Source organism: uncultured Corynebacterium sp., assembly GCF_946998835.1.
Classification (GTDB): Bacteria; Actinomycetota; Actinomycetes; order Mycobacteriales; family Mycobacteriaceae; genus Corynebacterium.
In genome coordinates this window covers 16,354-40,510 of sequence record NZ_CAMQAZ010000023.1, presented here as the reverse complement: position 1 = coordinate 40,510, position 24,157 = coordinate 16,354, and the positions used below count along the sequence as shown (strand labels likewise).

At 60.2% G+C, this 24,157-nt stretch carries 21 protein-coding genes and 1 tRNA gene; 11 read left to right on the top strand and 11 right to left on the bottom strand.

All coding sequences use genetic code 11. The features are described 5' to 3' along the window. Nucleotide 1: 1 nt before the first annotated feature. Nucleotides 2–74 (bottom strand) — tRNA-Lys (locus tag Q0U90_RS08700). Nucleotides 75–308: 234 nt separating this feature from the next. Here Q0U90_RS08700 and Q0U90_RS08695 point away from each other — a divergent pair. The 6 genes from Q0U90_RS08695 (at nucleotide 309) to phoU (ending at nucleotide 8,441) form a co-directional block, all read left to right on the top strand. Next, complete coding sequence (locus Q0U90_RS08695) at nucleotides 309–1,898, top strand: cytochrome ubiquinol oxidase subunit I (protein WP_297453694.1); 1,590 nt, start codon at nucleotides 309–311, stop codon at nucleotides 1,896–1,898. Nucleotides 1,899–1,917: 19 nt separating this feature from the next. Then, on the top strand, nucleotides 1,918–2,931 hold the full coding sequence (cydB, locus tag Q0U90_RS08690) for a cytochrome d ubiquinol oxidase subunit II (RefSeq protein WP_297453691.1): 1,014 nt from the start codon (nucleotides 1,918–1,920) through the stop codon (nucleotides 2,929–2,931). Between the two features lie 32 nt (nucleotides 2,932–2,963). Further along, nucleotides 2,964–4,553 (top strand): ABC transporter transmembrane domain-containing protein, encoded by a 1,590-nt coding sequence (locus Q0U90_RS08685; RefSeq protein WP_297453689.1) that lies wholly within the window; start codon nucleotides 2,964–2,966, stop codon nucleotides 4,551–4,553. Next, entirely contained in the window at nucleotides 4,550–6,313 is a 1,764-nt protein-coding gene (gene cydC, locus Q0U90_RS08680) for a thiol reductant ABC exporter subunit CydC (protein WP_297453686.1), read from the top strand. Before Q0U90_RS08685 ends, cydC begins: the two co-directional genes overlap by 4 nt. A 131-nt stretch (nucleotides 6,314–6,444) precedes the next feature. Beyond that, on the top strand, nucleotides 6,445–7,602 hold the full coding sequence (gene dusB, locus Q0U90_RS08675) for a tRNA dihydrouridine synthase DusB (RefSeq protein ID WP_297453710.1): 1,158 nt from the start codon (nucleotides 6,445–6,447) through the stop codon (nucleotides 7,600–7,602). 110 nt (nucleotides 7,603–7,712) lie between these two features. Beyond that, complete coding sequence (gene phoU, locus Q0U90_RS08670) at nucleotides 7,713–8,441, top strand: phosphate signaling complex protein PhoU (RefSeq protein WP_297453683.1); 729 nt, start codon at nucleotides 7,713–7,715, stop codon at nucleotides 8,439–8,441. Between the two features lie 392 nt (nucleotides 8,442–8,833). Here phoU and pstB read toward each other — a convergent pair whose 3' ends face one another. The 5 genes from pstB to mshD form a co-directional block, all read right to left on the bottom strand. Beyond that, complete coding sequence (gene pstB / locus Q0U90_RS08665) at nucleotides 8,834–9,610, bottom strand: phosphate ABC transporter ATP-binding protein PstB (protein ID WP_297453680.1); 777 nt, start codon at nucleotides 9,608–9,610, stop codon at nucleotides 8,834–8,836. Nucleotides 9,611–9,658: 48 nt separating this feature from the next. Next, entirely contained in the window at nucleotides 9,659–10,552 is an 894-nt protein-coding gene (pstA, locus tag Q0U90_RS08660) for a phosphate ABC transporter permease PstA (RefSeq protein WP_297453707.1), read from the bottom strand. 77 nt (nucleotides 10,553–10,629) lie between these two features. Beyond that, on the bottom strand, nucleotides 10,630–11,673 hold the full coding sequence (gene pstC, locus Q0U90_RS08655; RefSeq protein WP_297453677.1) for a phosphate ABC transporter permease subunit PstC: 1,044 nt from the start codon (nucleotides 11,671–11,673) through the stop codon (nucleotides 10,630–10,632). A 245-nt stretch (nucleotides 11,674–11,918) separates the two neighbouring features. Further along, complete coding sequence (pstS, locus tag Q0U90_RS08650; RefSeq protein WP_297453674.1) at nucleotides 11,919–13,016, bottom strand: phosphate ABC transporter substrate-binding protein PstS; 1,098 nt, start codon at nucleotides 13,014–13,016, stop codon at nucleotides 11,919–11,921. Nucleotides 13,017–13,319: 303 nt separating this feature from the next. Continuing rightward, a complete protein-coding gene (mshD, locus tag Q0U90_RS08645) occupies nucleotides 13,320–14,228 on the bottom strand; it encodes a mycothiol synthase (protein WP_297453671.1) in 909 nt (302 codons plus the stop codon). Between the two features lie 96 nt (nucleotides 14,229–14,324). On the opposite strand from mshD, the gene Q0U90_RS08640 reads away from it, so the two are divergent. Both Q0U90_RS08640 and Q0U90_RS08635 read left to right on the top strand, forming a co-directional pair. Beyond that, nucleotides 14,325–15,182: a DUF2993 domain-containing protein gene (locus Q0U90_RS08640; protein ID WP_297453668.1), complete on the top strand. Its 858-nt coding sequence runs from the start codon at nucleotides 14,325–14,327 to the stop codon at nucleotides 15,180–15,182. A gap of 80 nt (nucleotides 15,183–15,262) precedes the next feature. After that, nucleotides 15,263–15,943 carry an FABP family protein gene (locus Q0U90_RS08635; protein WP_297453665.1) on the top strand — a complete coding sequence of 227 codons (681 nt, stop codon included), beginning with the start codon at nucleotides 15,263–15,265 and terminating at the stop codon, nucleotides 15,941–15,943. Between the two features lie 116 nt (nucleotides 15,944–16,059). On the opposite strand, the gene Q0U90_RS08630 is transcribed toward Q0U90_RS08635, so the two are convergent. Then, nucleotides 16,060–16,947, bottom strand: a complete 888-nt coding sequence (locus tag Q0U90_RS08630; RefSeq protein WP_297453663.1) for an aminodeoxychorismate lyase — start codon at nucleotides 16,945–16,947, stop codon at nucleotides 16,060–16,062. A 53-nt stretch (nucleotides 16,948–17,000) separates the two neighbouring features. Here Q0U90_RS08630 and Q0U90_RS08625 point away from each other — a divergent pair, with 53 nt between their 5' ends. Both Q0U90_RS08625 and Q0U90_RS08620 read left to right on the top strand, forming a co-directional pair. Further along, nucleotides 17,001–18,158: a folate-binding protein gene (locus Q0U90_RS08625; RefSeq protein ID WP_297453660.1), complete on the top strand. Its 1,158-nt coding sequence runs from the start codon at nucleotides 17,001–17,003 to the stop codon at nucleotides 18,156–18,158. Nucleotides 18,159–18,428: 270 nt separating this feature from the next. After that, the gene (locus Q0U90_RS08620; protein WP_005511943.1) at nucleotides 18,429–18,611 is read left to right on the top strand and encodes a DUF3073 domain-containing protein; all 183 of its coding nucleotides are present in this window, start codon (nucleotides 18,429–18,431) and stop codon (nucleotides 18,609–18,611) included. Nucleotides 18,612–18,970: 359 nt separating this feature from the next. Here the strand turns inward: Q0U90_RS08620 and purM are convergent, their stop codons facing one another. The 3 genes from purM to Q0U90_RS08605 all read right to left on the bottom strand — a co-directional run bounded on the left by purM (nucleotide 18,971) and on the right by Q0U90_RS08605 (nucleotide 22,337). Next, nucleotides 18,971–20,035 (bottom strand): phosphoribosylformylglycinamidine cyclo-ligase, encoded by a 1,065-nt coding sequence (purM, locus tag Q0U90_RS08615; RefSeq protein WP_297453651.1) that lies wholly within the window; start codon nucleotides 20,033–20,035, stop codon nucleotides 18,971–18,973. 226 nt (nucleotides 20,036–20,261) lie between these two features. Continuing rightward, the gene (gene purF / locus Q0U90_RS08610; RefSeq protein WP_297453704.1) at nucleotides 20,262–21,779 is read right to left on the bottom strand and encodes an amidophosphoribosyltransferase; all 1,518 of its coding nucleotides are present in this window, start codon (nucleotides 21,777–21,779) and stop codon (nucleotides 20,262–20,264) included. Nucleotides 21,780–21,896: 117 nt separating this feature from the next. Continuing rightward, nucleotides 21,897–22,337, bottom strand: coding sequence for a sterol carrier family protein (locus tag Q0U90_RS08605; protein WP_297453648.1), 441 nt, complete (start codon nucleotides 22,335–22,337; stop codon nucleotides 21,897–21,899). A 29-nt stretch (nucleotides 22,338–22,366) separates the two neighbouring features. Between Q0U90_RS08605 and Q0U90_RS08600 the strand changes: the two genes are divergently transcribed. Continuing rightward, nucleotides 22,367–23,374 carry an acyl-CoA thioesterase gene (locus Q0U90_RS08600; RefSeq protein ID WP_297453645.1) on the top strand — a complete coding sequence of 336 codons (1,008 nt, stop codon included), beginning with the start codon at nucleotides 22,367–22,369 and terminating at the stop codon, nucleotides 23,372–23,374. On the opposite strand, the gene Q0U90_RS08595 is transcribed toward Q0U90_RS08600, so the two are convergent. After that, nucleotides 23,371–24,078 carry a hypothetical protein gene (locus tag Q0U90_RS08595; RefSeq protein WP_297453642.1) on the bottom strand — a complete coding sequence of 236 codons (708 nt, stop codon included), beginning with the start codon at nucleotides 24,076–24,078 and terminating at the stop codon, nucleotides 23,371–23,373. The genes Q0U90_RS08600 and Q0U90_RS08595 overlap by 4 nt on opposite strands. Nucleotides 24,079–24,157 lie beyond the last annotated feature (79 nt).

Below are 24,157 nucleotides of genomic sequence, written 5' to 3'. Positions count from 1 at the left end.
GTGGGCCCTGCGGGGCTCGAACCCGCGACCTGCGGATTAAAAGTCCGTAGCTCTACCAACTGAGCTAAAGGCCCGCGCAACAAAATAGCCTAGCAATTGTGCGCATGTTTTTAATAATTGCCCTCTGCGAGATCTGTCCTCTGCGAGTTTTTCCCTCCGCTAGTCGATTAGTTCACACCCAGGAACTTTTGGGTCTCCCCATCCGACTGAACTAGTAAGCAGGATTACTGCGGACACTCGATGCAAACTTCGGCAAACCCAGGCGGAGTACACGCATCTTTTATGTCTACTTATTCAGTCGAGGAAACATGGATGTCGTCGATATATCTCGTTGGCAATTTGGCATAACCACCGTCTACCACTTCATTTTTGTCCCGCTGACCATTGGCCTGGCCCCGCTTGTCGCACTTATGCAGACTCTGTGGGCCACGACGAAGAATGATCTCTGGTACCGAGCGACACGGTTCTTCGGCACCATCTTCATCATTAACTTCGCCATGGGCGTGGCCACGGGTATCGTCCAGGAATTCCAGTTCGGTATGAACTGGTCGGAATACTCCCGCATGATTGGTGATGTCTTCGGCGGCCCACTGGCCCTTGAAGGGCTCATCGCGTTCTTCCTGGAATCGACCTTCCTGGGCCTGTGGTTTTTCGGCTGGGGTCGTATCCCAACCTGGATGCACACACTCTCGATTTGGATTGTCGCCATTGCGGTGAATATCTCGGCGTACTTCATCATCGTCGCCAATTCGTTCATGCAGCACCCTGTGGGCGCGGTCTACAACCCGGAAACCGGCCGCGCTGAGCTGACGGACTTAGGTGCGCTGTTGACCAACTCCACTGCTCTGGCAGCGTTCCCGCATGCCGTGGCCAGCTCTTTCCTCACGGCTGGCACGCTAGTCGTCGGTGTCAGTGGCTGGTGGCTGGTTCAGAGCCGCCGCGGTGGTCAGAGAGATACTGTCCACGAGCAGACGTTCCGTAAGACCATGAAAGTCGGGCTCTGGACCACTGTGCTCAGCTCGCTGGCGGTGTTTATCACCGGCGATATCCAAGCCAAGCTGATGTTCGAGCAGCAGCCGATGAAGATGGCTTCGGCCGAGTCCCTGTGCCACACGCAGACGGATCCGATGTTCTCGGTTTTGACCGTCGGCACGCACAACAATTGTGATTCAGTGCTGCACCTTATCGAGGTGCCGTGGGTGCTGCCGTTCCTGGCGCAGGGCAAGTTCAGTGGCGTCACACTCCAGGGCGTGCAAGATCTGCAGGAAAAGGCCGAGGCCCTATTCGGTCCGGGCAATTACTCCCCGAACTTGTTCGTCACCTATTGGTCTTTCCGCGCCATGATTGGGCTCATGGTCGGTTCGCTGGCCATTGCGTTTTTCGCTTGGCTGTTCACTCGCAAGGGGCGCGTGCCGACGGGCAAGCGAGCCCGCATTTTCGCTGCTTGCAGCATCCTCGCAATTCCATTCCCGTTCTTGGCCAGCAGCGCTGGCTGGATCTTTACGGAAATGGGACGCCAGCCCTGGATTGTGCACCCCAACCCTGATCACGCGGGCGACCCCCGCACGGAACTGCTGCGCATGACCGTCGACATGGGTGTGTCCGACCATGCGCCGGCCACGGTGATTATTACGCTGGTGGGCTTTACCCTGCTCTACCTGGTTTTGGCAGTGGTGTGGTTCTGGTTGATTCGCCGCGCAGTCATTGCCGGCCCTCCGACCGAATCCACTGAGGCCATCAGTGCCATTGGCAATGCCCCTGACCATGCGGGTCCGTCGTCGCCAATCGCTACCGATCTGGGCGCGATTGTTTCGTCCCCAGTGCGTTTCAACAAGGTCCATGCCCAGTCCGCTACTAGCCCCGACTCCGAAGTCTCCGCGACTGAGGACACAAAGTAGATAAGGATGTACCTCTGACATGTTCGGATTAGATCTTCCCGTTTTGTGGTTTATCCTGGTCGCGTTCCTCTTCGCCGGCTACTTCCTTCTTGAGGGCTTTGACTTCGGCGTCGGAATGCTGCTGCCGTTTGTTGGCCGCGATGAGCCGCGTCGTAAAGCGATGCTCGGCACGATTGGGCCGGTGTGGGACGGCAACGAAGTGTGGCTGATTACCGCAGGTGGCGCGCTCTTCGCAGCGTTCCCAGAGTGGTATGCGTCCATGTTTTCCGGCTTCTACCTGCCGCTCTTCCTGATTTTGGTGGCGCTGATTGTCCGTATTGTCGGGCTGGAGTGGCGCTCGAAGGTCAACGATGAAGGCTGGCGCGCCTGGTGTGACCGCGCGATTATCTTCGGCTCCTGGCTGCCGCCGATTCTGTGGGGCGTAGCCGTCGCGAACCTGGTGCGTGGTGTCCCGCTGAACGCCGACAAGAACCTGGACTCCGGCTTCAGCACCCTGTTGGGACTGCTGACCCCATACGCACTGGTCGGTGGCATTGCGTTTGCGGCTGTGTTCGCTCTTCACGCGGTGACTTTCCTGCGCCTGAAGACTGCCGGCAAGCTGCGTGACGAGGTCGGCAATGCGGCTCGCATCCCAGCTCTGTCAGCGCTGATTTTCGGTGGAGTGTTCCTCATCTGGACGCAGCTTGGCTACGGAAAGACCTGGCTATGGGCTGTTGTCGTCATCGCGGTAGCAGGGCTGTTCATTGCGATCGCCGCCACCGTGGGCAATCGCGACGGCATCGCTTTTACCGCCACCGCCATCGCCGTAATTGCCGTCACGACCGTCGTCTTCGGCGCCATGTACCCGTACCTGATGCCGACAACGCTTGCCGACGGCGTTTCCCTCGATATCTGGAATTCCGCCTCTAACCCCTACACGCTGAAAATCATGACCTGGACCGCGCTTGCGATTACCCCACTAGTGATTGCCTACCAGGCGTGGACATACTGGGTGTTCCGCAAGCGACTGATGGCGGAGCGCAAGGTCTCGTAGCCGTCTGTCCGTTGGAGGTTAGTTTCTAAAAAGTGGCACCTGTCGATCCGAAACTGTTCAAGCTGTCGGCCCCAGCCTGGCGTTGGGTCATTTTCGCGGGCGCACTGACCGCCGCGAGCACAGGTGCCACAATCGCGTTAGGTCTGGCCATTGGCACTATTACGGCGCAGGTTCTGGGCGAGGTGACTCCCAACTGGACACTGTTTGCGGTGGTAGCCACCGCCTCCGTAATCGTTCGGGTGGCCTGTTCCTACGCCCTGGTGCGCTTCGGCCAATCAGCTGGTGCACGCGTGGCGACAGACCTTCGCAGCCGTGCTCTGCGAGCCCTTGCTCTGCGCGATCCCCGCACAGTCGACACCGCGCATTGGCGCGCGCTGCTGTCGGTCGGGCTCGATGGTGTGGCCGTCTACGTGGCGGAATTCCTTCCCGCACTGGTGGCGGCAGCTCTGGCTACCCCAATGGCACTGGTCGCGGTGGCGTGGTTGGACCTCCCGTCGTTTGCCATCGCAGTTGTCACGCTGCCTCTCATCCCGCTGTTTATGTGGTTGGTGGGCCGCCTCACTGAGGGCCGCACGGAACGCCGCCTGGCCGACATCGGTACGGTGCGCGGCCAGATTCTCGACCTGGTCATCGGCCTGCCAACACTTAAGGCACACAACATGGCCGACGCTCCCAGCGAGGAGATCAAGCGCCTGTCGACCCGCCACCGGAAGTCCACCATGGAGGTCCTGCGCATCGCCTTCCTGTCCTCCTCAGTTCTGGAATTCCTAACCACCCTGTCAATTGCGCTCATCGCTGTCGGTATCGGATTCCGGCTCCTGGGCGGCCACATGACACTGGCCACTGGTCTGGCAGTGCTCATTATCGCCCCGGAAATCTATGGCCCCGTGCGCCAGGTTGGTCAGAAGTTCCACGCAGCTCAGGACGGTGTGGTCGCAGCCACCGAGGTCACGGAACTGCTGGACAGAAAGAATCTGGACGGGGAGGATCTGGACAAGGAAGATTGCCAGGCTCCGAACTCCACGAACCCCACCGCTGAAACTGTGGAGGGGCCGACCGAAGGAACGTCGTCAAGCAGTACCCCCAGCGCCCACAGTGCGCCCACAGTCGTGTTCGAGAGACTCTCCGCGCCGGGGCGAGACGGCGTACGACCAAGTGAGCTAAGCGCCGTCGCGCGGCCTGGCGCGATAACCGTGCTGGCGGGACCGAACGGCGTGGGCAAAACGACGGCGCTGCTCGCTGTCGCCGGAATTGTGCACGAGGGCTTGGAGGGCTCCGTAACCATCCGCGACGGCAAGCGCATTCTCCGTGGCCAGGACCTGCTGCAACGCATCGCGTGGCTACCCCAGCGTCCTGTGTTGGACGCGGCTGCGGTGGGCGATAATTCGCGGCGCTCGCTCGGGCAACGTCAGCGGGAGGCACTTCGGCGCGAGCTTGCCGACGACACCCGCGACCTCGTCCTCCTCGATGAACCGACGGCCCACTTGGATGCCGACAGTGCACAGTCCGTGATTAGGATCTTGCGCACACGTGCCCGGCGCGGAGCCACGGTGATTGCCACCAGCCATGATCCGCTACTGATTGCGGCGGCCGACGACGTGGTGGAGGTGCAGTCGCGATGACTATCCTGCAAGCGCTTCGTCGACTGGTGAGCCCCCGCGACCTGGTGTGGCCAGTGTTGGCGGGCACCATCACGCTGCTGTCCGCACTGAGCCTGACCGTGGTGTCGGCGTGGCTGATTACGCGTTCCTGGCAGAAGCCGCCGCTGATGGACATCACTCTGGCGGTTACATCTGTGCGCGCGCTGGGTATTTCGCGAGCTGTGTTCCGATACCTCGACCGGCTGGTCTCCCATGACGTGGCGTTACGTACCGCAGAGCGCTCCCGGGTGAAACTGTGGGAGCATTTCGTGGGCGCTCGCACGCTGGCGCTGCGTGAGCGTTCCGATATTGTCACAGCGCTGGGCACGAATATTGACGCGCTGGCCGATGTCATCGTGCGCTCAATCGTGCCCGCGCTGGTGGCGCTTATGACCTCGCTCATCGCGGTTGTCTTCGTCACAATCCTCTCCCCCACCGCTGCGGTTCTGCTGGCAGTGGGGCTGCTTCTCGCAGGCGGCGTTGCGCCATACTTGACGTACCGCGCCACTGCACGCTCGAGTCAGAGTCGCGCGGCCGCGCTGCAGTCGCATGCCGGCGCCGTCGAAACGCTGCTTTCCGACGCCGCGGGCCTGCGCATCCACGGCCAATTGGATGAGGCAGTCTCTGCCGCCTCGGCCTCCAGTAAGAAGGTTGCGGCCATCGATGACGCCACTGGCCGGGCAAATGCGCGAGCCTCTGCATTGAGCACCGCGGCCAGCGTGCTGACGGCTGTCCTCACCGTAGTCGTCGCCTCGTGGTTGGTGACGGACTCTGCCGCGGGCACCGGAAGCACCGGAGGCGGTTTGGCCCATTCCCCGGAGTGGCTGACGGTTCTGGTTCTGGTTCCACTGGCTGCTTTTGAGTCGGTTGGCCCGCTACCTGCGGCAGCGCAGACGCTGGCGCGATCGCGCGAAGCATTGCTGGCGCTGGCGGCGAATACGGGCGGCTCCGACGAGGCCGACGCAGCTGACCCGGCGGATGCACCAGTACCCTCGTCTGCACTCCCCCAGGACCACCTGGCAGTTCAGCCAACGCTGCAGGTACGAGATTTAGTAGTGGGCTACCCCGACGGCCACGCTTCGAGCAACACGGAAGGGACCGCTGTCCAGTCAGCGCAGGCCACAGCATCTCAGCCGACCCAACTGCCGATGCAAAACTTCGAAGTCACCTTCGGCGGATACCGGGAGATTACGGCGCCGTCGGGAAGCGGCAAGACTACGTTGCTGAAAACCCTCGCCGGACTCATCCCGCCGATTGCGGGCACGGTGACCGTCACCGACGAAAATGGCCACGAACTGTGGCGCAGTGAAGCAAGTACCGGGGAGGCTCACGGAAACACCCAACCGTGCAATCTAGTGCGCTTCGTCGCCGAAGACGAGCACATTTTCGCCACCACGGTGCGGGATAACATCTCCATTGGCAATCCGCAGGTCAGCGATGATGTCATCTACTCCGTACTGGATACCGTGGGTTTGCGCGAATGGGTCGACGCCGCACCCGACGGACTGGACACGATTCTGGACAGCGGCGCGGACAGTCTCTCAGGTGGTCAGCGACGCAGGCTCATTCTCACCCGCGCGCTGGTCAGCACAGCGCCAATCCTGCTTCTCGACGAACCCACCGAGCACCTCGACGAGGAGTCGAACCACATTCTGGAAATTCTCCGCAACACCACCGAGCTCCCCGGTGGGAGGGACCGCCGAACGGTGGTCGTCGTCAGGCATCCGCGCACGCAGCGCTAACCGCCCGATCCAATCCGCCAGCCAAAACAGATTCGAAAACGGCAGTTCAGCGTGACACAATACTGTACGTGTTAGATACCTCCACGAGTCCACTCAGCGCCGCCAAACCCGCCGATGCCACGTCCTCGCACATGCACATCGGCCCCTTTGAGCTCGCCTCCCCCGTGGTACTCGCGCCGATGGCCGGTATCACCAACGTGGCCTTCCGTACGTTGTGCCGCGAGCAGGAGCTGCAGCGCACGGGCACGGTCTCAGGCCTCTATGTCTGCGAAATGGTCACCGCACGAGCGCTAGTCGAGCGCAATGAGAAGACCATGCACATGACCACATTCGCGCCCAACGAGAATCCCCGCAGCCTGCAGCTCTACACCACCGATCCAAAATGGACCTACGAGGCCGCGAAGATGATCGTCGACGAAGACCTCGCCGACCACATCGATATGAACTTCGGCTGCCCGGTACCAAAGGTCACTCGCAAGGGCGGCGGCTCGGCGCTGCCGTACAAGCGTCGCCTCTTTGGCAACATCGTCGCCGCGGCCGTCAAAGCCACGGAGGGCGCCGACACCCCCGTGACGGTGAAGTTCCGCGTCGGTATCGACGACGAGCATCACACGCACCTCGATGCCGGCCGAATCGCCGCCGAGATGGGTGCCAAAGCTGTTGCTCTACACGCCCGCACCGCGGCGCAACGCTACTCCGGTCACGCCGACTGGTCACAGATTGCGCGGCTGAAGGAGCACATGGTCGACTCCGGCTTCAGCAACATCCCGGTGCTTGGCAATGGCGACATCTTCGCCTCCACCGATGCCCGCAAAATGCTCGATGAGACCGGCTGCGACGGTGTCGTCGTCGGTCGTGGCTGCCTTGGTCGCCCGTGGCTGTTCGCGCAGCTTTCTGCCGAGCTGCGTGGCGAAGAAGTGCCGCCGGCACCAACTTTTGGTGCGGTCGCGGGGATTATCCGTCGTCACGCGGAACTGCTCGTGGAGCATGAGGGAGAACGTAAGGGCTGCCGCGACCTGCGCAAGCACATCGCCTGGTACCTGCGCGGATACCCCGCCGGCGGTGAGGTCCGTAAGGCTCTCGCGCGCGTCGATTCGCTGGCAACGCTCGATGAAATTCTCACACCGCTTTACGACGGCCCCAGCGCCCACATCCTCCCAGAGGACGCTGACGGTGCCCGCGGGCGACAAGGTTCCCCTGCAAAGGTGGTGCTGCCGGAGGGCTGGCTGGACGACCCGGAGGACGACACCGTGCCCGAGGGCGCGGAGATTATGCACTCTGGCGGCTAGTTCTCGGTTCTGTACGACTGCTTGGGGTAAATCTGCGAGGGTAATTGGGGGCTCCCCACTATTGCGTGACTATCGCGCGGGCTTGCTTCAGATTGCCTAGTATGAAACGCATGCGCACTGTCTATCGAGAACAAATGGACAACCTGGCCCACAGTCTCATTGTGATGTGTGACCGAGTTGGATCCATGCACAAGCTTGCGAACAAGGCCCTCTTTGAAGCTGATTTAGTCTCGGCTGAAACCGTTCTTTCCCAGATTGATTCTCTCGAGGACCTGCGCCAGGATGCGGAGCAGCGAGCCTTTGAGCTGTTGGCACGCGAAGCTCCTGTAGCTGGTGACCTCCGGCAGATTGTCAGCGGCCTCTACATTGTCGAGGACATCTCCCGCATGGGCGCGTTGAGTGTGCATATTGCCAACGTTGCCCGGCGTCGCCACCCGAACAAGGCACTGCCGGAGCCCGTAGAGGGATACTTCCGCGAGATGGCTTCTGTGTCTGAGCAGATGACGCATGAAACTCGTCAGGTACTCATCGACTATGACGTTGACCAGGCATTGGCCTTGGACAAGACCGATGACAGCATCGACGACATCCACCAGCACCTGTTCACGCTGACCAACTCCGATGATTGGCCGCACTCCCCTGCGCAGACTGTGGATGTCACCCTGCTTAGCCGTTTCTACGAGCGCTACGCGGACCACGCGGTCGAGGTTGCGGCCCGGATCGTTTACTTGGCCACCGGTTACAAGCGGGATGTGTACCTGGACAAGCTTGAGGACGAACGGGACCAGCGCAGCTTCAACCGTCGCCTGCAGGCCTTGGAGCGCCACCTGCGGATGTAGGTTGCTGGGGCTGTCAGGATGGGGTCGGGTTGAGACCACGTTGGGGCCAGGTTGAGGCGGGCTGGGGACGCGTTGGAGCCGAGCTGGAGCCGGTTTTTAGGCCAACCCGGACCAAACACCGTCCGCTCCCGAGAAAGTGATTAAGTTTATAGCACTTGAACGCTATTTACTCGCTATGTAGTGCTATAAACCGGGTCAGTAACTGCTTGCCCCGCCACAAACCACTCGCGCGGCTAAGCAACCGTCTGGCAAAACACGTACGCGCTCTAGCAGCCGCGCAACAAAAGCCCAGCACCTCGCCTGGACATTGGCGAGGTGCTGGGCTTTTGCCTCTTTGTTTATTTGGCTTGACCAGTGCGAGATTCGCACCTTTCTTTAGCCGAAGCCACGATTTAGCCGAAGCGACCCGAGATGTAGTCCTCGGTCTCCTTCTTATCCGGGTTCTCGAAGATCTTCTTGGTCGGGCCGACCTCGACCAGGCGACCCGGCTTGCCGGTTGCCTCGAGGGAGAAGAATGCGGTCTGATCGGACACACGAGCAGCCTGCTGCATGTTGTGGGTCACAATCACGATGGTGAACTCTTCCTTCAGCTCGTGGATTAGATCCTCGATAGCCAGAGTAGAAATCGGGTCCAGAGCGGAGCACGGCTCGTCCATCAGCAGAACCTCTGGTTCAACTGCAATCGCACGAGCGATGCACAGACGCTGCTGCTGACCACCGGAGAGGCCTCCGCCCGGCTTGTCCAGGCGGTCCTTGACCTCATCCCAGAGGTTGGCACCGCGCAGGGACTTCTCGGCAACCTCCTTGAGGTGAGCCTTGTTCTTAACACCAGCCAGCTTCAGACCAGCCACGACGTTGTCCTCGATGGACATGGTCGGGAATGGGTTCGGACGCTGGAACACCATACCGATGGTGTTACGAACGGAGACCGGGTCGATCTTCGGGCCATAGATGTTTTCACCGTCGAGAAGCACCTCGCCAGTGACGTAGGCACCTGGGATGACCTCGTGCATACGATTCAGTGAACGGAGAACGGTGGACTTACCACAGCCGGACGGGCCGATGAATGCGGTGACGGAACGCGGCGGGACGTGCAGATTAACGCTCTGCACGGCGTGGAAGTCGCCGTAGTAGATGTTGACATCGTTAAGGTCTAGGCGCTTAGCCATGGTCTTTCAAAAACCTTCCTTGAAATAGCGGACGTTAGGCGCCCAGAATTAACTGCTCTTGACGGAGAACTTGGCGGATACGAAGCGAGCCAGGATGTTGATGAGGGCAATGATGAGAACCAGCGTGAGCGCTGCGCCCCACATCTTGTCGAATGCCGCACCGGTATTACCGGCCTTGTACATGTCCAGCATGAACAGCGGCAGCGAGGACTGCGACTGGCCGAACGGGTTGTAGGTAATGATTCGCGAGGTGGCAACCAGGATCAGCATCGGTGCGGACTCACCCATGACGCGGGCGACAGCCAGCATGACACCGGTGACGATGCCCGACAGCGCGGTCGGGAGCACAATCTTCAAAATGGTCTTCCACTTCGGAACACCCAGTGCGTAGGAGGCCTCACGAAGCTCGTGAGGAACGATGCGCAGCATTTCCTCGGTGTTGCGAACAACGATTGGCAGCATCAGCAGAACCAGTGCCAGCGAGACAGCGAAGCCGGAGCGGCTCATGCCGAACATGACGACCCACATCGAGTAGATGAACAGCGACGCGACAATCGACGGCACACCGGAGAGGATGTCGACCATGAAGGTGGTGATCTTACCCAAGCGAGAGTTACCTGCGTACTCAACCAAGTAGATGGCGACGAAGATACCGAACGGCACGGTGATGATGGTCGTGACCAGGGCCTGAATCAAGGTACCGACGATTGCGTGGGCAACACCACCAGCATCCGCACCAACGGTGACACCACGCTGGGAGGCGGTCCACCACTCACCGCTCAGCAGCGACGGGGTTCCTCGGACGACGAGCTCGAACAATACCCACACCAACGGAATCAGCGCGAGAGCCATGCAGATATAAATCAGGACCGTGGAGACGTTGTCCGCCACCTTGCGGGAGCCCTTAATCTGGGTGAATGCCGACTCGGAGGTGGGGACCATGTCGGTGGGGCCGTTAGGCGAAGAATCAGTAGTTGAACTAGTCATTGTTACTTCTCTTTTCTTTTCCTACGACCTTGCTACTTCTTCGCAATCAGTCGGGCTGCGGAGTTGACCACGAAGGTCAGCAAGAACAGCACCAAACCTGCGGACATGTAAGCGCCGGCCTTGAGGTTGTCATTGAACTCCGGTGCCGCGTTCGCAATTGCGGTTGCGAAGGTGGTACCACCATCGAACAGCGAACCGCGGAATGCCGAGGACGGGGAAATCACGAGGTAGAGAGCCATGGTCTCACCGAGGGCGCGACCCAGGCCCAGCATCGAGCCGGAGATGAAGCCGGAGCGACCGAACGGGAGGATAGCCAGCTTGACCATTTCCCAGCGGGTAGCGCCAAGAGCCAGCGATGCCTCAATGTGTCCACGCGGGGTCTGGACAAATACCTCACGGGTGGTAGCTGCGATAACCGGCAGAATCATAATTGCCAGCACGATGCCACCGGTAAAGAGGTTTCGACCGGTCTCGAATGCCGGCGAGTTTGGGTACACCGCAAACATCGGGATGAAGCCCAATGTCTTAGCCAGCCAACCGTACAGACCAGCCAGAGCCGGGCCGAGAGCCATGAAGCCCCACAGACCGTAAACAATCGACGGCACTGCAGCCAACAGGTCCACAAGGTAACCCAGCGGCTTGACCAGCTTCTTTGGCGCATAGGCAGTCAGGAAGATAGCGATACCCAGCGCAACCGGCATCGCCAGCACCAGTGCCAGGATGGAAACCGCGACAGTCACCAGGAACATGTTCGGAATACCGAAGTACATGGCGGAGGTGTCTGCCAGGTTCCATCGCTCGGTGTAGGTGAAGAAGTTTGCTTCGTTACGGGAAAGCGCCGGAACTGCCCGCAGAAGCAGGAACACTGCAATTGCGATAATAGATGCAGTCACCAATGCGGAGGATCCGACAGCCAGAATCTTGAAGATTCGGTCACCAGGACGAACAACGCCGGTCTGAATGGCTTGCTCTTCCGAGCTCTCATCGCCGGAGGAATCAACCTGCGGTGCTGAGGACTGCAACAGACTGCTGTCTACAGCCTCCTGCTTCCCGTCAATGGGAGTCGAGGAACTCATGATCTCATTTCCTAAATAGAAGTCATTTGTGCTTCAACGCACACGAAGACCGATTGGCCCCAAATACCGCCTAGGTAGCGGTACACAATCAACTGAGGTGTCGATTTATTAAAGCCAACCGGTCTACATCAGGTTTTTGCGGCCCACAGCTCTAACCTGCATGGCCGGCTGAAGTTATCCCCGCGTCGACGTCGGTGACAACAGAACTCAGTCTGTTGTCACTGGCGTCGCGCGCAGCAGTCTTTTTACTTAATAGCGTCGACTGCTGCGGACAGCTTGTCCTTGAACTCGCCCTGAACTGGGATGTAGCCCAGCTCTTCGAGCTCCGGACCCTGGCCCTCTTCCAGAACGACCTTCAGGAAGTTCTTAACCAGGTCACGAGTCTGCTCGTCGTAACCAGCAGAGCAGACAATCTCGTAGGTGGTCAGGACCAGCGGGTAAGCACCTTCCTCATCCATTGCGAACAGAGCATCGGCGTCAACAACCATGTCGTGACCCTCAGTCTTGAACGTAACGGAGTCCAGAGCCTTACCGACGGTGTCGTTGTTCAGCTCAACTGGGCCGTGACCGAAGTCCATCTTGGCGATGCCCAGGTCCTTGTCCTCAGCGAAGCCGGCCTCGACGTAGGTGATTGCACCGTCGATGTTGGAGACCTCGTTGACAACGCCGGCCGAACCGTTAGCGCCCTGGCCAGTAGCGGTCGGGAACGACTTGGAAGCCTCGTGCTTCCACTGGTCCGGAGCAGCAGCGCTCAGGAACTTCATGAAGTTATCAGTGGTACCGGACTCCTCAGAGCGGTAGACAACCTTGATGTCCTTCTCCGGCAGGTCGGCGCCCTCGTTAGCCTCAGCAATCTTCGGGTCATTCCACTTGGTGATCTTGCCGTCGAAGATCTCAGCAACCAGTGCCGGGGTCAGGGTGACGTCAACACCCTCGAGGTTGTACGCAACTGCCACCGGGCCGATGACCATCGGCAGGTGCCATGCGTCGTTGCCGTCGCAGCGCTTCTTAGCCTCTGCGACCTGGTCCTTGCCGTCCTTCTCCTTCAGCGGGGAGTCGGAGCCAGCGAAAGCAACGGTGCCGGCAATGAACTGAGTCTGACCGGAGCCAGAGCCGGATGCGTTGTAGGACAGGGTCGAGCCTGTCTCTTCGAACTTGGTGGCAAAAAGGTCCATTGCGCGCTGCTGCGAGGTAGCGCCCTCACCCTGCAGCTCACCGGTCACGTCAGACAGGCCCTCAACCTGAGATGCGGCTTCTCCGCCTTCTTCAGAGCAAGCAGCCAGGGTGAGGCTTGCGACAGCGGCCAGGCCAATTACGGATGCCACACGGTTCTTCTTCAGCACAGTAAATCCTCCAGGTTTTACACGATGAGTGAAACAGTTCTCGTGGAACCGCCACACTCCGGTCCACTGAGCTGAAGTTAACTAGCGATAGTAACCGGAACCTGTTCGAAACATTAACAATTGGTGAACGTTAAAAGTAATTCTTTAATTGTTCTCATTTTCCCTGTAAGAAATCGTGAAATGAGGCTCTAAAACTCTCAAAATTACATAGCCCCACGCCAGCCCGAAGGGGAAAATTCCCCAAAACCTAAGAGCAAAGTAAGCCTCTTCGCCCCCGGCTGGTTCCTACATCCCAGCCGGCCCCTACGCCCCGTACATCACATCGCGTCGAGCGACCTCAAAACCAACCGCACGATAGGTGCGCACTGCTGGCGCGTTATCACCTTCGACGTAGAGAATGACCTTCTCCGCGCCCCTGCTCCGCAGGTGAGCAAGGCCAACATTGGTCAACCACCGCCCGAGCCCCCGCCCGCGCGCCTTCGAGCTCAGCCCAATAACATACACCTCGCCGGTCGGCACGGATTCCTCGGCATGCCACTTTGTCCAGTGGAAACCGCAAATCTCCTCGGCGCTGTCGCTCGCCCCTGCCACATCTGCAGCAAAGAACACGCCCTCCGGATCAAACCACTGCGTAGCCCTGGCACGATCGAGCTGCGGCTGCGACCACCCGCCCTGCTCCGGATGCCAGTCAAAGGCCTCATTATTCACGGCCAACCATGCCTTATCCACCGCCGCCGCGCCCCACTTCTCGCGCGCTGCAGTCAGAGTTAGGGCTTCGACATCGTCCCGCTTATCGACGTCCCCCGCGGCCTTCTCCAACGCGGAACCCGAAATGGCCATCTGCAGCAACTCTCGGACAACCTTGCGTCCCGTCAGCTCTGCCAATCGACTGGCGCCGGCAACATCGCCGTGAGACCACATTGGCAGACGCTCACCGACCTCGGCATCGATGTGCGCCAGTAGCTTCGACCCCACACCTTGCCTGCGACATTCCGGGGCAACAACCATTTCCATGGCATCCGGAGCCACTGCGGCCAGGCCCAGGTAACGGCCATTGTCGACAATCGCAAAGTGTCGGTGGCCGAAGGAGTCGTCGTCAAGCCCCCGGACAAAGGCCTCTCCGAACGCCTCCACGCCGTCGGCGGCGGCTGCGCGCTGTAACAGTGCGCTGGCGGCGGTGGTGTCTACGTCAAGCAGTTCGGTTACGTTCATACGCCCCACCCTATATACGTTGCAGCAGGTTCAGCACGTGCCGACGTCGTCTGAACCTAAAGCAATGGGGCACTAATGATGAGGTACTAATAGAGTGTGTCCATTTCCCGACGACAGAAGAAAATTGGCGGTTCAATCCTCGCTGTTGCCGCGTTGGTGATTACCACCGACATGGGGTTCGCCAGCCATGCGGAGTACAAGCTCTCCAAGCACATTCAAGAGACTGCGCAGCTGGAGATGACTCCATATGTCGGCATTGGCGGCAAGGCGTATTTGTCATCTTTTCTGACGGGTAAGTGGAGCTCCGTGACTTCGCGTATCCGCGACGTGGAGGTACCCGACTTCGGACTGGTGTCCCTCGAATACGGCGCTGCCAACGTTAAGGTTCCAGCATCGTCGGTGCTCAGTGGCGATTTCCCTGAGTCATATACAAAGCAGTACTTCACCAAGCTCTCACTCGACGGCGTCTCTCTGGGAAATAAACTTGGCCTAACAGACTTGAGCATTCAGCGCCTGAAGGATTCCTCCCCCACCGGCGGCTGGGAGACCGAGGCGATTTTCGAGGCCACCCCGCCTGGCTGGCAGGGGAAAACCCAGGTTGCGGCGAAGTTACGCATCGTGAGCAGCGACGTGATTATCACGCCGCTGGAGATTATTTCCGCACCAATGTCCCCGACAGACACCAAAAGCCACAGCAAGCCCGAGCTGTCTGAGGCCGATGCTCAGCACATCATGGACACCTTCCGCCTGACGCTGCGGGATTCAGAGATCCCTCTGGGCATGCCAGCAACTCGGGTGTACGTGTCTGGCGGGTCCATCACCATTGAGGGCGAACAGGTTTTCTGCACCGTCTCGCCTAAAAACTTCATGCCGCCGACCTCTAAACAGGACGCGGAGGCAGCAGCGAAATCCGCGGAAGAGTTGCCGGAGAAGAACTGTCGGGTGCGTCGCTAGGGCCGTCGTCAAGCGGTGTTGGCGCTGTACGCGAGCAGCCCCTACGTGGCTGGCCTAGCGTCAGCGGTAGAGTGTGAGGCATGACCGAGAACAATGGCAGCAACCAGTCAGACGCCGCTGCACAGGAGCCTGTAGCTGCGGCCGCACCTCGCCTCGACGGCAACGAGGCGATTAACCGCGCAGCTGAGCAGGCCAAGAGCACCGCTACGCGCAATATCTCCGAGCTTGAGGGGCTCCCGATCCCCGACGAGACTGCAAACCTGCGCTTTGGCCCGAATATTCATGACGGTCTGCTGGCGCTCCTGCCGCTCGTCGGCGTTTGGCGCGGCGAGGGGCAGGCGAACACCGTCGTCGACGGCGAGTACAACTTCGGCCAGCAGCTCATTTTCAGCCACGATGGCGAGAATTACCTGAAGTATGAATCGCGCATCTGGAAACTGGATGAAGACGGCAAGCCAACCGGCCCGGACCAGCGCGAAACCGGATTCTGGCGCATCAACGACGATGACGAGATTGAGTTCATCTGCGCCCACTCCACCGGTGTCACCGAGATTTACTACGGCAAGCCGGTCTCCGAGCGCGCGTGGGAGCTGCAAGCGGCCTCCACGATGGTCACCGCCACCGGTCCGGCCTCGCTCGGCCCGGGCAAGCGCCTCTACGGCCTGATGCCGAACAACGATCTTGGTTGGGTGGACGAGCGCCTACGGGAAGACGAGTTCGTCCCGCGAATGTCTGCGCAGCTCAAGCGCTACGCGGGCTAGGTTTTCCCGCTTTACACCGCTTTACGACGGGCATTGCGCGGCCTTGTCGCGTCGCCGCTCGGCCTTGTTGCGTCGCGGCCTACCGCGTCACTGCACAGCTGTTGTCGCGTCGTGCCCTACTGCGTCGCCAGCGCCTCGTCGCACAGGTCGCGGAATTCCTTCTCCGCGGCCGCATCCGGCTGGCGGATGGGCTCGCCATCGATGGATTTGACCACGACTGCGATGCGCACCGAGGACACCAGCCACACTGCGTCGGCAGTGTACAGGTCGCCTGGCACCAGGACAGTCGGTGTGACAGTCCATCCGCAGTTGGCGGCGGTTTCAAACAGTGCTGCCTGGGTCGTGCCAGGAAGAACTCCCTCACCGGGGTTGGGAGTCAGCAACTCATTGCCGCGCTGCACAATGATGGTCGATGTTGGCCCCTCCAGCAGGTTTCCCTCCGCAGAGGTGAAGATGACATCGTCGAAGCCCTTGGACTTGGCATAGCGCAAGGCGGCCATATTAGCCGCGTACGACAGCGTCTTGGCACCGATGAGAGCCCACGGTGCGCGGGAGCCAAGGTCGAGGGAAAACCCGCGCTCTGCGAGCATGACCGACACCGGGTTCAGGCGGTTCTCCGCTACCTTCGCGGCGGAGCTTGCCAAGACGTAGCCGGTCGGCTTTCCGGTGGACTCACGACCACGCGAGTAGACCCACCGCAACGTTGCATCCCCCTCAATTGACCTAGCGCGCAGCTCCTGCAACGCAACCTCGGTGGCAGCTCGCCACTGCTCCAAGTCTGGGGCGGGCAAATCCAGCATCAATGCCGAGGACGCAAACCGCTTCTCGTGTCGGTCTGTGTTGCAGGTATGACCACCCCTGACCAGGAGGGTTTCAAAAACTCCGTCACCGCGAATAGCCCCGAGATCGTCCGCATAGAGGAAGGGCTGGGCCGCCTCGACAGCAACCGGGCCGCCGTCTGCGAAGACGTCGATAAGCACTAGAGAAGAAAGCGAATCCGTCATGCATCCCAGCTTAATCCATGCTTATTTCGGGACTTTCTGGTTAACATGAGGGAGTGAGTGTTGAGTATGTAAGTCCTTTGATGGCTCACGTGGCTGGCGCCGCTGCCCTCGAATCAGGTGGGCAGATAGAAGGCTCGGCGAGTGCTCCCGCGGAAACCTCGGAGCGAACTCCAGAGCAAGCCAGCGTGGCATGGCACTATGGCCGACCGCTGGTTGAGCAACGGCATCTGCAGGAGGACTGTGGAGTTGTCGATCGCTCGTACTACCGCGTTATTGAGATTACTGGTGAGGACCGTCTGACGTATCTCAACACGCTTTTTTCGCAGAAAGTCGACGACGCCACCCCCGGCACGGTCACTGAAGCGCTGAATCTGGATGCCAACGGTCACGTCCTCCATCACATGACGCTGACCATTTTGGACGAGTCCGTGCTTATCGACGTGCCCCCTGTCGGCTTCGACTCCCTGCTGAAGTACCTGAACATGATGGTGTTCTGGTCCAAGGTGGAGATTGCAGAGGTCGAGCGGGCAATTATCTCCGTCATGGGGCCGAAGTCCCCCGAGGTTTTGGTAGCCGCTGGTCTTGCATTCCCGCAGGTGGGCAAGGCTACAACGGTGGGGCATTCCTACGTCCGGCACCTGCCGTGGCCACGTGGTGGGCGTGTGGATGTTCTTGTGCGCCGACAGGATTTGGTCGGCGCCTGGGACGCGCTGGTCGCGGCTGGCGCCTCCCCTGTTGGGCTGATGGGATGGGAGGCTGAGCGCGTCGTTTCCCTGCGTCCGGAGTTGGCGCTCGATGTCGATGAGAAGATGATTCCCCACGAGGCACCGCGTTGGATTGCCTCTGAATTCGACACGGCTGCCGTGCACTTGGAGAAGGGTTGCTACCGCGGCCAAGAGACGGTGTCGCGGGTCCATAATGTTGGTCGTTCCCCACGAGTTTTGGTGATGTTACAGCTCGACGGCTCGGCTACGCTACCGGAGACCGGCGATGCTGTCATGATGGGCAAGCGCACCGTAGGGCGTGTGGGCACTGTCGTGCAACATGCCGACTACGGCCCGATTGCCCTGGCGCTGCTTAAACGCTCAGCTCAGGAGCGTGAGGGACTTGTGGTCGGCGACTGCGCCGTGGCTGTCGACCCCTCCTCCATCGACCGTGCCGAGCAGCTGCCGCCGGGCCGCGTGGCTATCAACCGCCTGCGTGGGCGGTAGCCGGACAATAGATAACGGAAATAGGTAAAGCCACCAGACAGAGTGGTGAAAAAATAACTTTTTCCATTCTTTTTCAGAAAGGCCATTTCCACAGGTCACAGCATGTATTGAGCCGTCGTTGCGCGAGGACATGACCCACCATGGGCCTCCCCGCGTAACCCCTTCGTGTAAAAATCGGCTATGGTGTTTTACAGGAATTAACGCAATAAGACATAAGTGGGTCGGCCGTATCCCCGTGCCGCCCCACGGATTACACAAGGGGGTCAGGCCATGGGTCGCGGCCGTGCGAAAGCAAAGCAGGCGAAGGTTGCCCGTCAGCTCAAGTACGATTCACCAGAAATGGACTTGGAGCGTCTGCAGCGGGAACTCGTCGGCAAGTCGAACGAGTCCGATCGAGACGACTATTACTCTGACTGGGAGGAATGGGCCTCAGGCGCTGGTCGCGACAGCTAGCGCAAGCTAACTGCTGTCGTATTTTCCGCAAAGCGTTTTGATTTCAATAGAACAAGCACCCACCGACGTGTTCGTTGGTGGGTGCTTGTTTTTGCCTAGCTGGCCAGAGGTGGAGGCTTAGCGACCGCATTTATGTGTGGTTTATGTGCGGCGACGGTGGGGCCAGGCGGCCAATGCGAGTTACTGACCCCGCTTATAGCAAAAATGGCCCGAAAAATGGCCGGAAAGTGTCATAAACTTACACAGTTTCACATTTGCAGCCCACGTTATTTCTGGGTTGTCAGTTTTGCAGCCCAACCCCAGTCCCGACCAACCCCAGTCCCGACCAACTCCAGTCCCGACCGACTACAGGCAAACACCTAGAAGCGCGGGTGGTTGCCGCGCAGGACGGCGCGGTCCTCACCTTCTTCGCTCTTGCGCACCGTACCGAGCTCCCAAGCCTTGATGTGGCGGGCAGTCAGCAGAGCCAGCGCACGGTCGCAGTCTTCTGCGGAGACAATCGCAACCATGCCAACGCCCATGTTGAAGGTCTTTTCCATCTCTTCACGGGAGACGTTGCCCAGATCGGCGATAGTCTTAAACACCGGTCCCGGAGTCCAGGTTGCGCGGCTCATGTCGGCGGTCAGACCCTCCGGCATGATGCGGGCCATGTTGCCAGCCAAGCCACCACCGGTGACGTGGCAGAAGGTGCGGACCTCGGCCTCGTTCATGAGGGCCAGGCAGTCCTTGGCGTAAATCTTGGTCGGCTCCAGCAGCTCTTCACCCAGGGTGCGGCCAAAGTCCTCAACATAGCCGTCGAGCTCCAGGCCAGCCTTTTCCAGAAGCACGTAGCGAGCCAGCGAGTAGCCGTTGGAGTGAAGTCCGGAGGACTCCATGGCGATAATGACATCGCCCTCACGCACGCGGTCCGGGCCAAGGACCTTGTCCTCTTCCACGACACCGACGCCGGTGGCGGAGACATCGTACTCGTCCGGCTCCATCACACCTGGGTGCTCGGCGGTCTCGCCACCGAGCAGCGCACAACCAGCCTGGACGCAGCCCTCGGCGATACCGGAGACAATCTCGGCGACATGCTCCGGCACAACCTTGCCGATCGCAATGTAGTCCTGCAGGAACAGCGGCTCTGCACCGCACACAACCAGGTCATCGACGACCATGGCAACCAGGTCCAGGCCGATGGTGTCGTGCTTGCCGACGGCCTGCGCCACAGCCAACTTGGTACCCACACCATCGGAGGATGCGGCCAGCAGTGGCTTTTCATAGTTGCCCAGCGCAAACAGGCCGGCAAAGCCGCCCAGTCCACCACGGACCTCTGGGCGAGTGGCCTTCTTTGCAATCGGGGCGAATAGTTCAACGGCGCGGTCGCCGGCTTCGATATCGACACCGGCGGCAGCGTAGGAAGCACCAGAAACGTTCTCGGTCATTAGAGGCTCTCGCTTTAAACTTTCTCCCCCGGGCGACATCACTGCCGAATCCGGGAGTATTGGCGGACCAGGAACAAAGCAACGGTTGCGGTATGCAACCTGTGACCACAGGCTGTGATTCACAAACCGTGATCGCCAGGCCGCGATTCACAGACTGCAAGCCGCAGGACCGCTGCGCTTTGTTCTCGGTTCAGTTCTCGTAGTTCATTCTAGGGAGGTTTCGCGGCTAATTGCTCGTCGCGGCCTTAGCAGCCTGCGCTGCCTGCATTCTCTCCACGGCCGCCGCATTCGGGTTGCCCTCCGGCAGACCCAGCGGGTACTTGCCATCGAAGCACGCACAACACACGTCGCTCTGCGCCTGCTCGGACGCAGCCACCATGCCATCGATGGAGACAAAGCCCAGGCTGTCGGCACCAATCGCAGTTGCGATACCGGCGACGATGTCGTTTTCATCCACGCCGTTGGCCAGCAGCTCACCCGGGGAGGCAAAGTCGATGCCGTAGAAGCACGGCCACTTCACCGGCGGAGCGGCAATGCGCACGTGCACTTCCTTCGCCCCGGCCTCACGCAGCATGCGGATCAGGGCGCGCTGGGTATTGCCGCGAACGATGGAGTCATCGACCACAACCAGGCGCTTACCGGCGATAACTTCCTTCAGCGGGTTCAGCTTCAGACGGATTCCCAGCTGACGAATTGTCTGCGAAGGCTGAATGAAGGTGCGACCCACGTAACCGTTCTTGGTCAGCCCCTGCCCAAACGGAATACCGGATTCCTGGGCGTAGCCGACAGCCGCCGGGGTACCGGATTCCGGCACAGGCATGACCAGGTCACCATCGGCCGGGAACTCGCGAGCCAGCTGGCGGCCCAGCTCAAGGCGCACGGCGTTGACCGAGCGACCGCGAATGTTGGAGTCCGGACGCGCCAGGTAGACGTACTCGAAAATGCACCCTGCGTGGGTGGTCTCGGCAAAGCGCTGCGAACGCACACCAGAGGCATCAATGGCCACCATCTCGCCCGGCTCAATCTCGCGGACGAACGAGGCACCGACGATATCCAGCGCACAGGTCTCGGATGCAACTACCCAGCCACCGGACAGGCGGCCCAGGCACAGCGGGCGCACACCGTGCGGGTCCCGCGCCGCGTACAGGGTCTCACCATCGGTGAAAGTCAGGCAGAAAGCACCCTTCAGGCGCGGCAGCAGCGTCAGTGCGGCCGCTTCCACGTTGGTGCTACAGCCATGGTCTTCTGGATGGTCGACCTTGCCGGTTTCGTCGGCAAGCAGTGCGGTCATGATTGCGGAGTCGCTGGGCAGCTCGCCCTCGTCGCGCATCAGGCCTTTTTCCACCGCCTCGTGAAACAGCGTGAGGTGGTTGGTCAGGTTGCCGTTGTGCCCCAGCGCGATGTCCGTGCCGTCGGAGGCCATCTGGAACATCGGCTGTGCATTCTCCCACGCAGGAGCTCCAGCGGTGGTGTAGCGCGTGTGCCCTACGGCTACGTGCCCCTTCAGAGCGTCGAGCGTCTGCTCATCAAAAACCTGGGAAACAAGCCCGAGATCCTTGAATACGAGAATTTGGTCGCCGTCGCCGACTGCGATACCGGCGGCTTCCTGGCCGCGATGTTGCAGGGCAAACAAGCCATAGTAGGTGAGTTTGGACACGTCTTCGCCAGGTGCCCAAACGCCAAAGACCCCACATTCTTCACGCGGGGATGTCTCCCCCAAATCGTCGTAAGGCGAAATTGGCAAAAGTTTGGTCTTTGGTGCACCTGAAATGTTGGTATCGGCCACGACATTCACACTAATAGCCCCACCCGCCCGGGCACCAATTCAGTATCCCCCCACGGGTTTTATGAAACACGGGTTCTAAGGAATACGTGCCACCGGCAGGTGCGCCCCAATTTCTGCCGCGCGGGTGCCCGACATGTCGATATGCGTCTGCACCTGCTCCAGGGTAATCATTCCGCACGCGAGTCCCAGCCAGATCTCCGGCATCATCTCCACGACGTTGGGAGGCGTACCGCGCGTATGCCGAGGCCCCTCGATGCACTGAACCGCGACGAAGGGTGGCACGCGCACCTCAACGCTGTGCCCCGGCGCCTCTTGGGCGAGCATCCGCACGGACAGGCGCACCGCTTTGGCAAGGCTCGCACGGCTTAACGACGATCCCTGCGCCCCATCCTCCTCGATGAAGGCGGTTGCCACCTGGTCGGAGAGCAGTCCGCGGTCGAGAAGCCGCTGCGCCGCCCAGGGTGCGGCGGTGGAAAGGGCGCTGCGAACGTCGAAAGGCGAGATTTTGGCTACCATAACCTCATCCTAGAGTTATGCTTCCATATATGAATACGCAGTCGACTGATAAAGCTGAACAGGTGCATGCCCCGGCATCGCCTTCTCTAGTGCTCCGTTTTATGGCCTCGCCGACCGACGTCATCATGGCCGGCACCAATTCTGTCCACGGTGGCCGCGTGCTGCAGTGGATTGACAAGGCCGCTTACGCCTGCGCGACCGGCTGGTCGGGACGTTACTGTGTGACTGCGTACTTCGGCCACATTCACTTCACTCGTCCGATTCCCAGCGGCCACATCGTGGAGGTGCGCTCCAAGATTGCGCACACCGGTCGCAGCTCTATGCACATTGTCAACGAGGTGCTCTCGGCGGATCCACGCGAGGGCAAGTTCACCCGCGCAGCTGACTGCCTGGTGATTTTTGTGGCCATGGATGAAAACGGTAAGTCGACTCCGGTTCCTAAGTGGGTTCCGCAGACAGAGGAAGAAGAGCGCGTTGAAAAAGCCGCTCTTTCTCGTTTCGAGCTCCGCCGCGACATCGAGGCCAGTATGCGCGCACAGACGTACTCCGCGGACTCCTCCGCACCCGAACTGACCACTCGTTTCCTGGCGAAGCCGACCGATGTTAACTGGGGCGGCAATGTCCACGGCGGCACCGCCATGGAGTGGATTGATGAGGCCGCGACGGCGGTTACCACCAACTGGGCGGGCCGCCAGACCATTTCTGTGTACGCAGGCGGTATTCGCTTCTACAACCCGATTCACATTGGTGATCTGGTTGAGGTGCGCGCACGCATTCTGCGCACCGGCACGACCTCTATGCACCTGTCGGTGCAGGTCTACTGCTGTGAGCCGCGCAAGGGTGTTGGCGGACTGCGCAAGGCGCTGCATTCGACCATGACGTATGTCGCAATTGACGACGACTTCAACCCGCAGCCGGTACCGCACTTCCAGCCGACGACGGATGAGGACAAGCGCCTGCACGCTCACGATCTGTCGCTGAAGGCACTGCGCGACAAGTACAGTCCGCTGCCGCTGATTGAGCGCGAAGAGGACTAAGCCGCCGGGCTGCTCGGTTTCCTGTTTTTCCACCAGATGGACAGGAACATCCAGCCAATCAGCGCGAAGGTGATGTAGGTGACGTACCTGTCAATCGTCTGCAGGGAGCCCTGGATGCTTGGGCCAAACTTCAGGCCCAAGTACAGGTAGAAACACTTAAGCATTGCGGCGCAGAGGAAGAGGTACACGCCTACTACCCAGCCGCGCACCTTCGCAATACCACCGATGGCCACGACGATCGTGGCCGGAATCGGCGAGAACGGCACAAAGGATGCCAACACGCTCAGTCCGATGCGTTCATAGATGAAGTTCTCCATCTTCTTAAACCATCGCGGTGGGTGGCCTGCGAAACTCATCGTGATGAATTCCGTGCCCCACTTCTTGCCCATCCAGTAGAAGAACGGCATGAACTTGATTGTCGACAGCGCCGCAATCACCACGACGGCGAAAAGGAACAGCGGCCGGTCCTCGTTTTCCGACGCGAGAATCAGCACCGAGAGATTCGAGCCGGTCAGCCACGTGTGCAAGAACGTGTACTTGAGCAGTAAAACCGCGCGGAACGGGATAATTGCAAAGCCATACACCGCGATGAGCATCAGCGATGCATAGAGAATTTTGTCTATTTTGTCCGGCTCGTGCAGGAAGCTCGGCAAATCCTCACGAGGGTCGCGCTCGGCCTCGTTACGCTGGTCGGGTGAAGTCATGTCCCACAGTTTAACTGCCGCCACAGTCAGTAGCGGTACCCCAGAGCGGCACTCGCCAAGGAGCACCACAGTCCCCTGC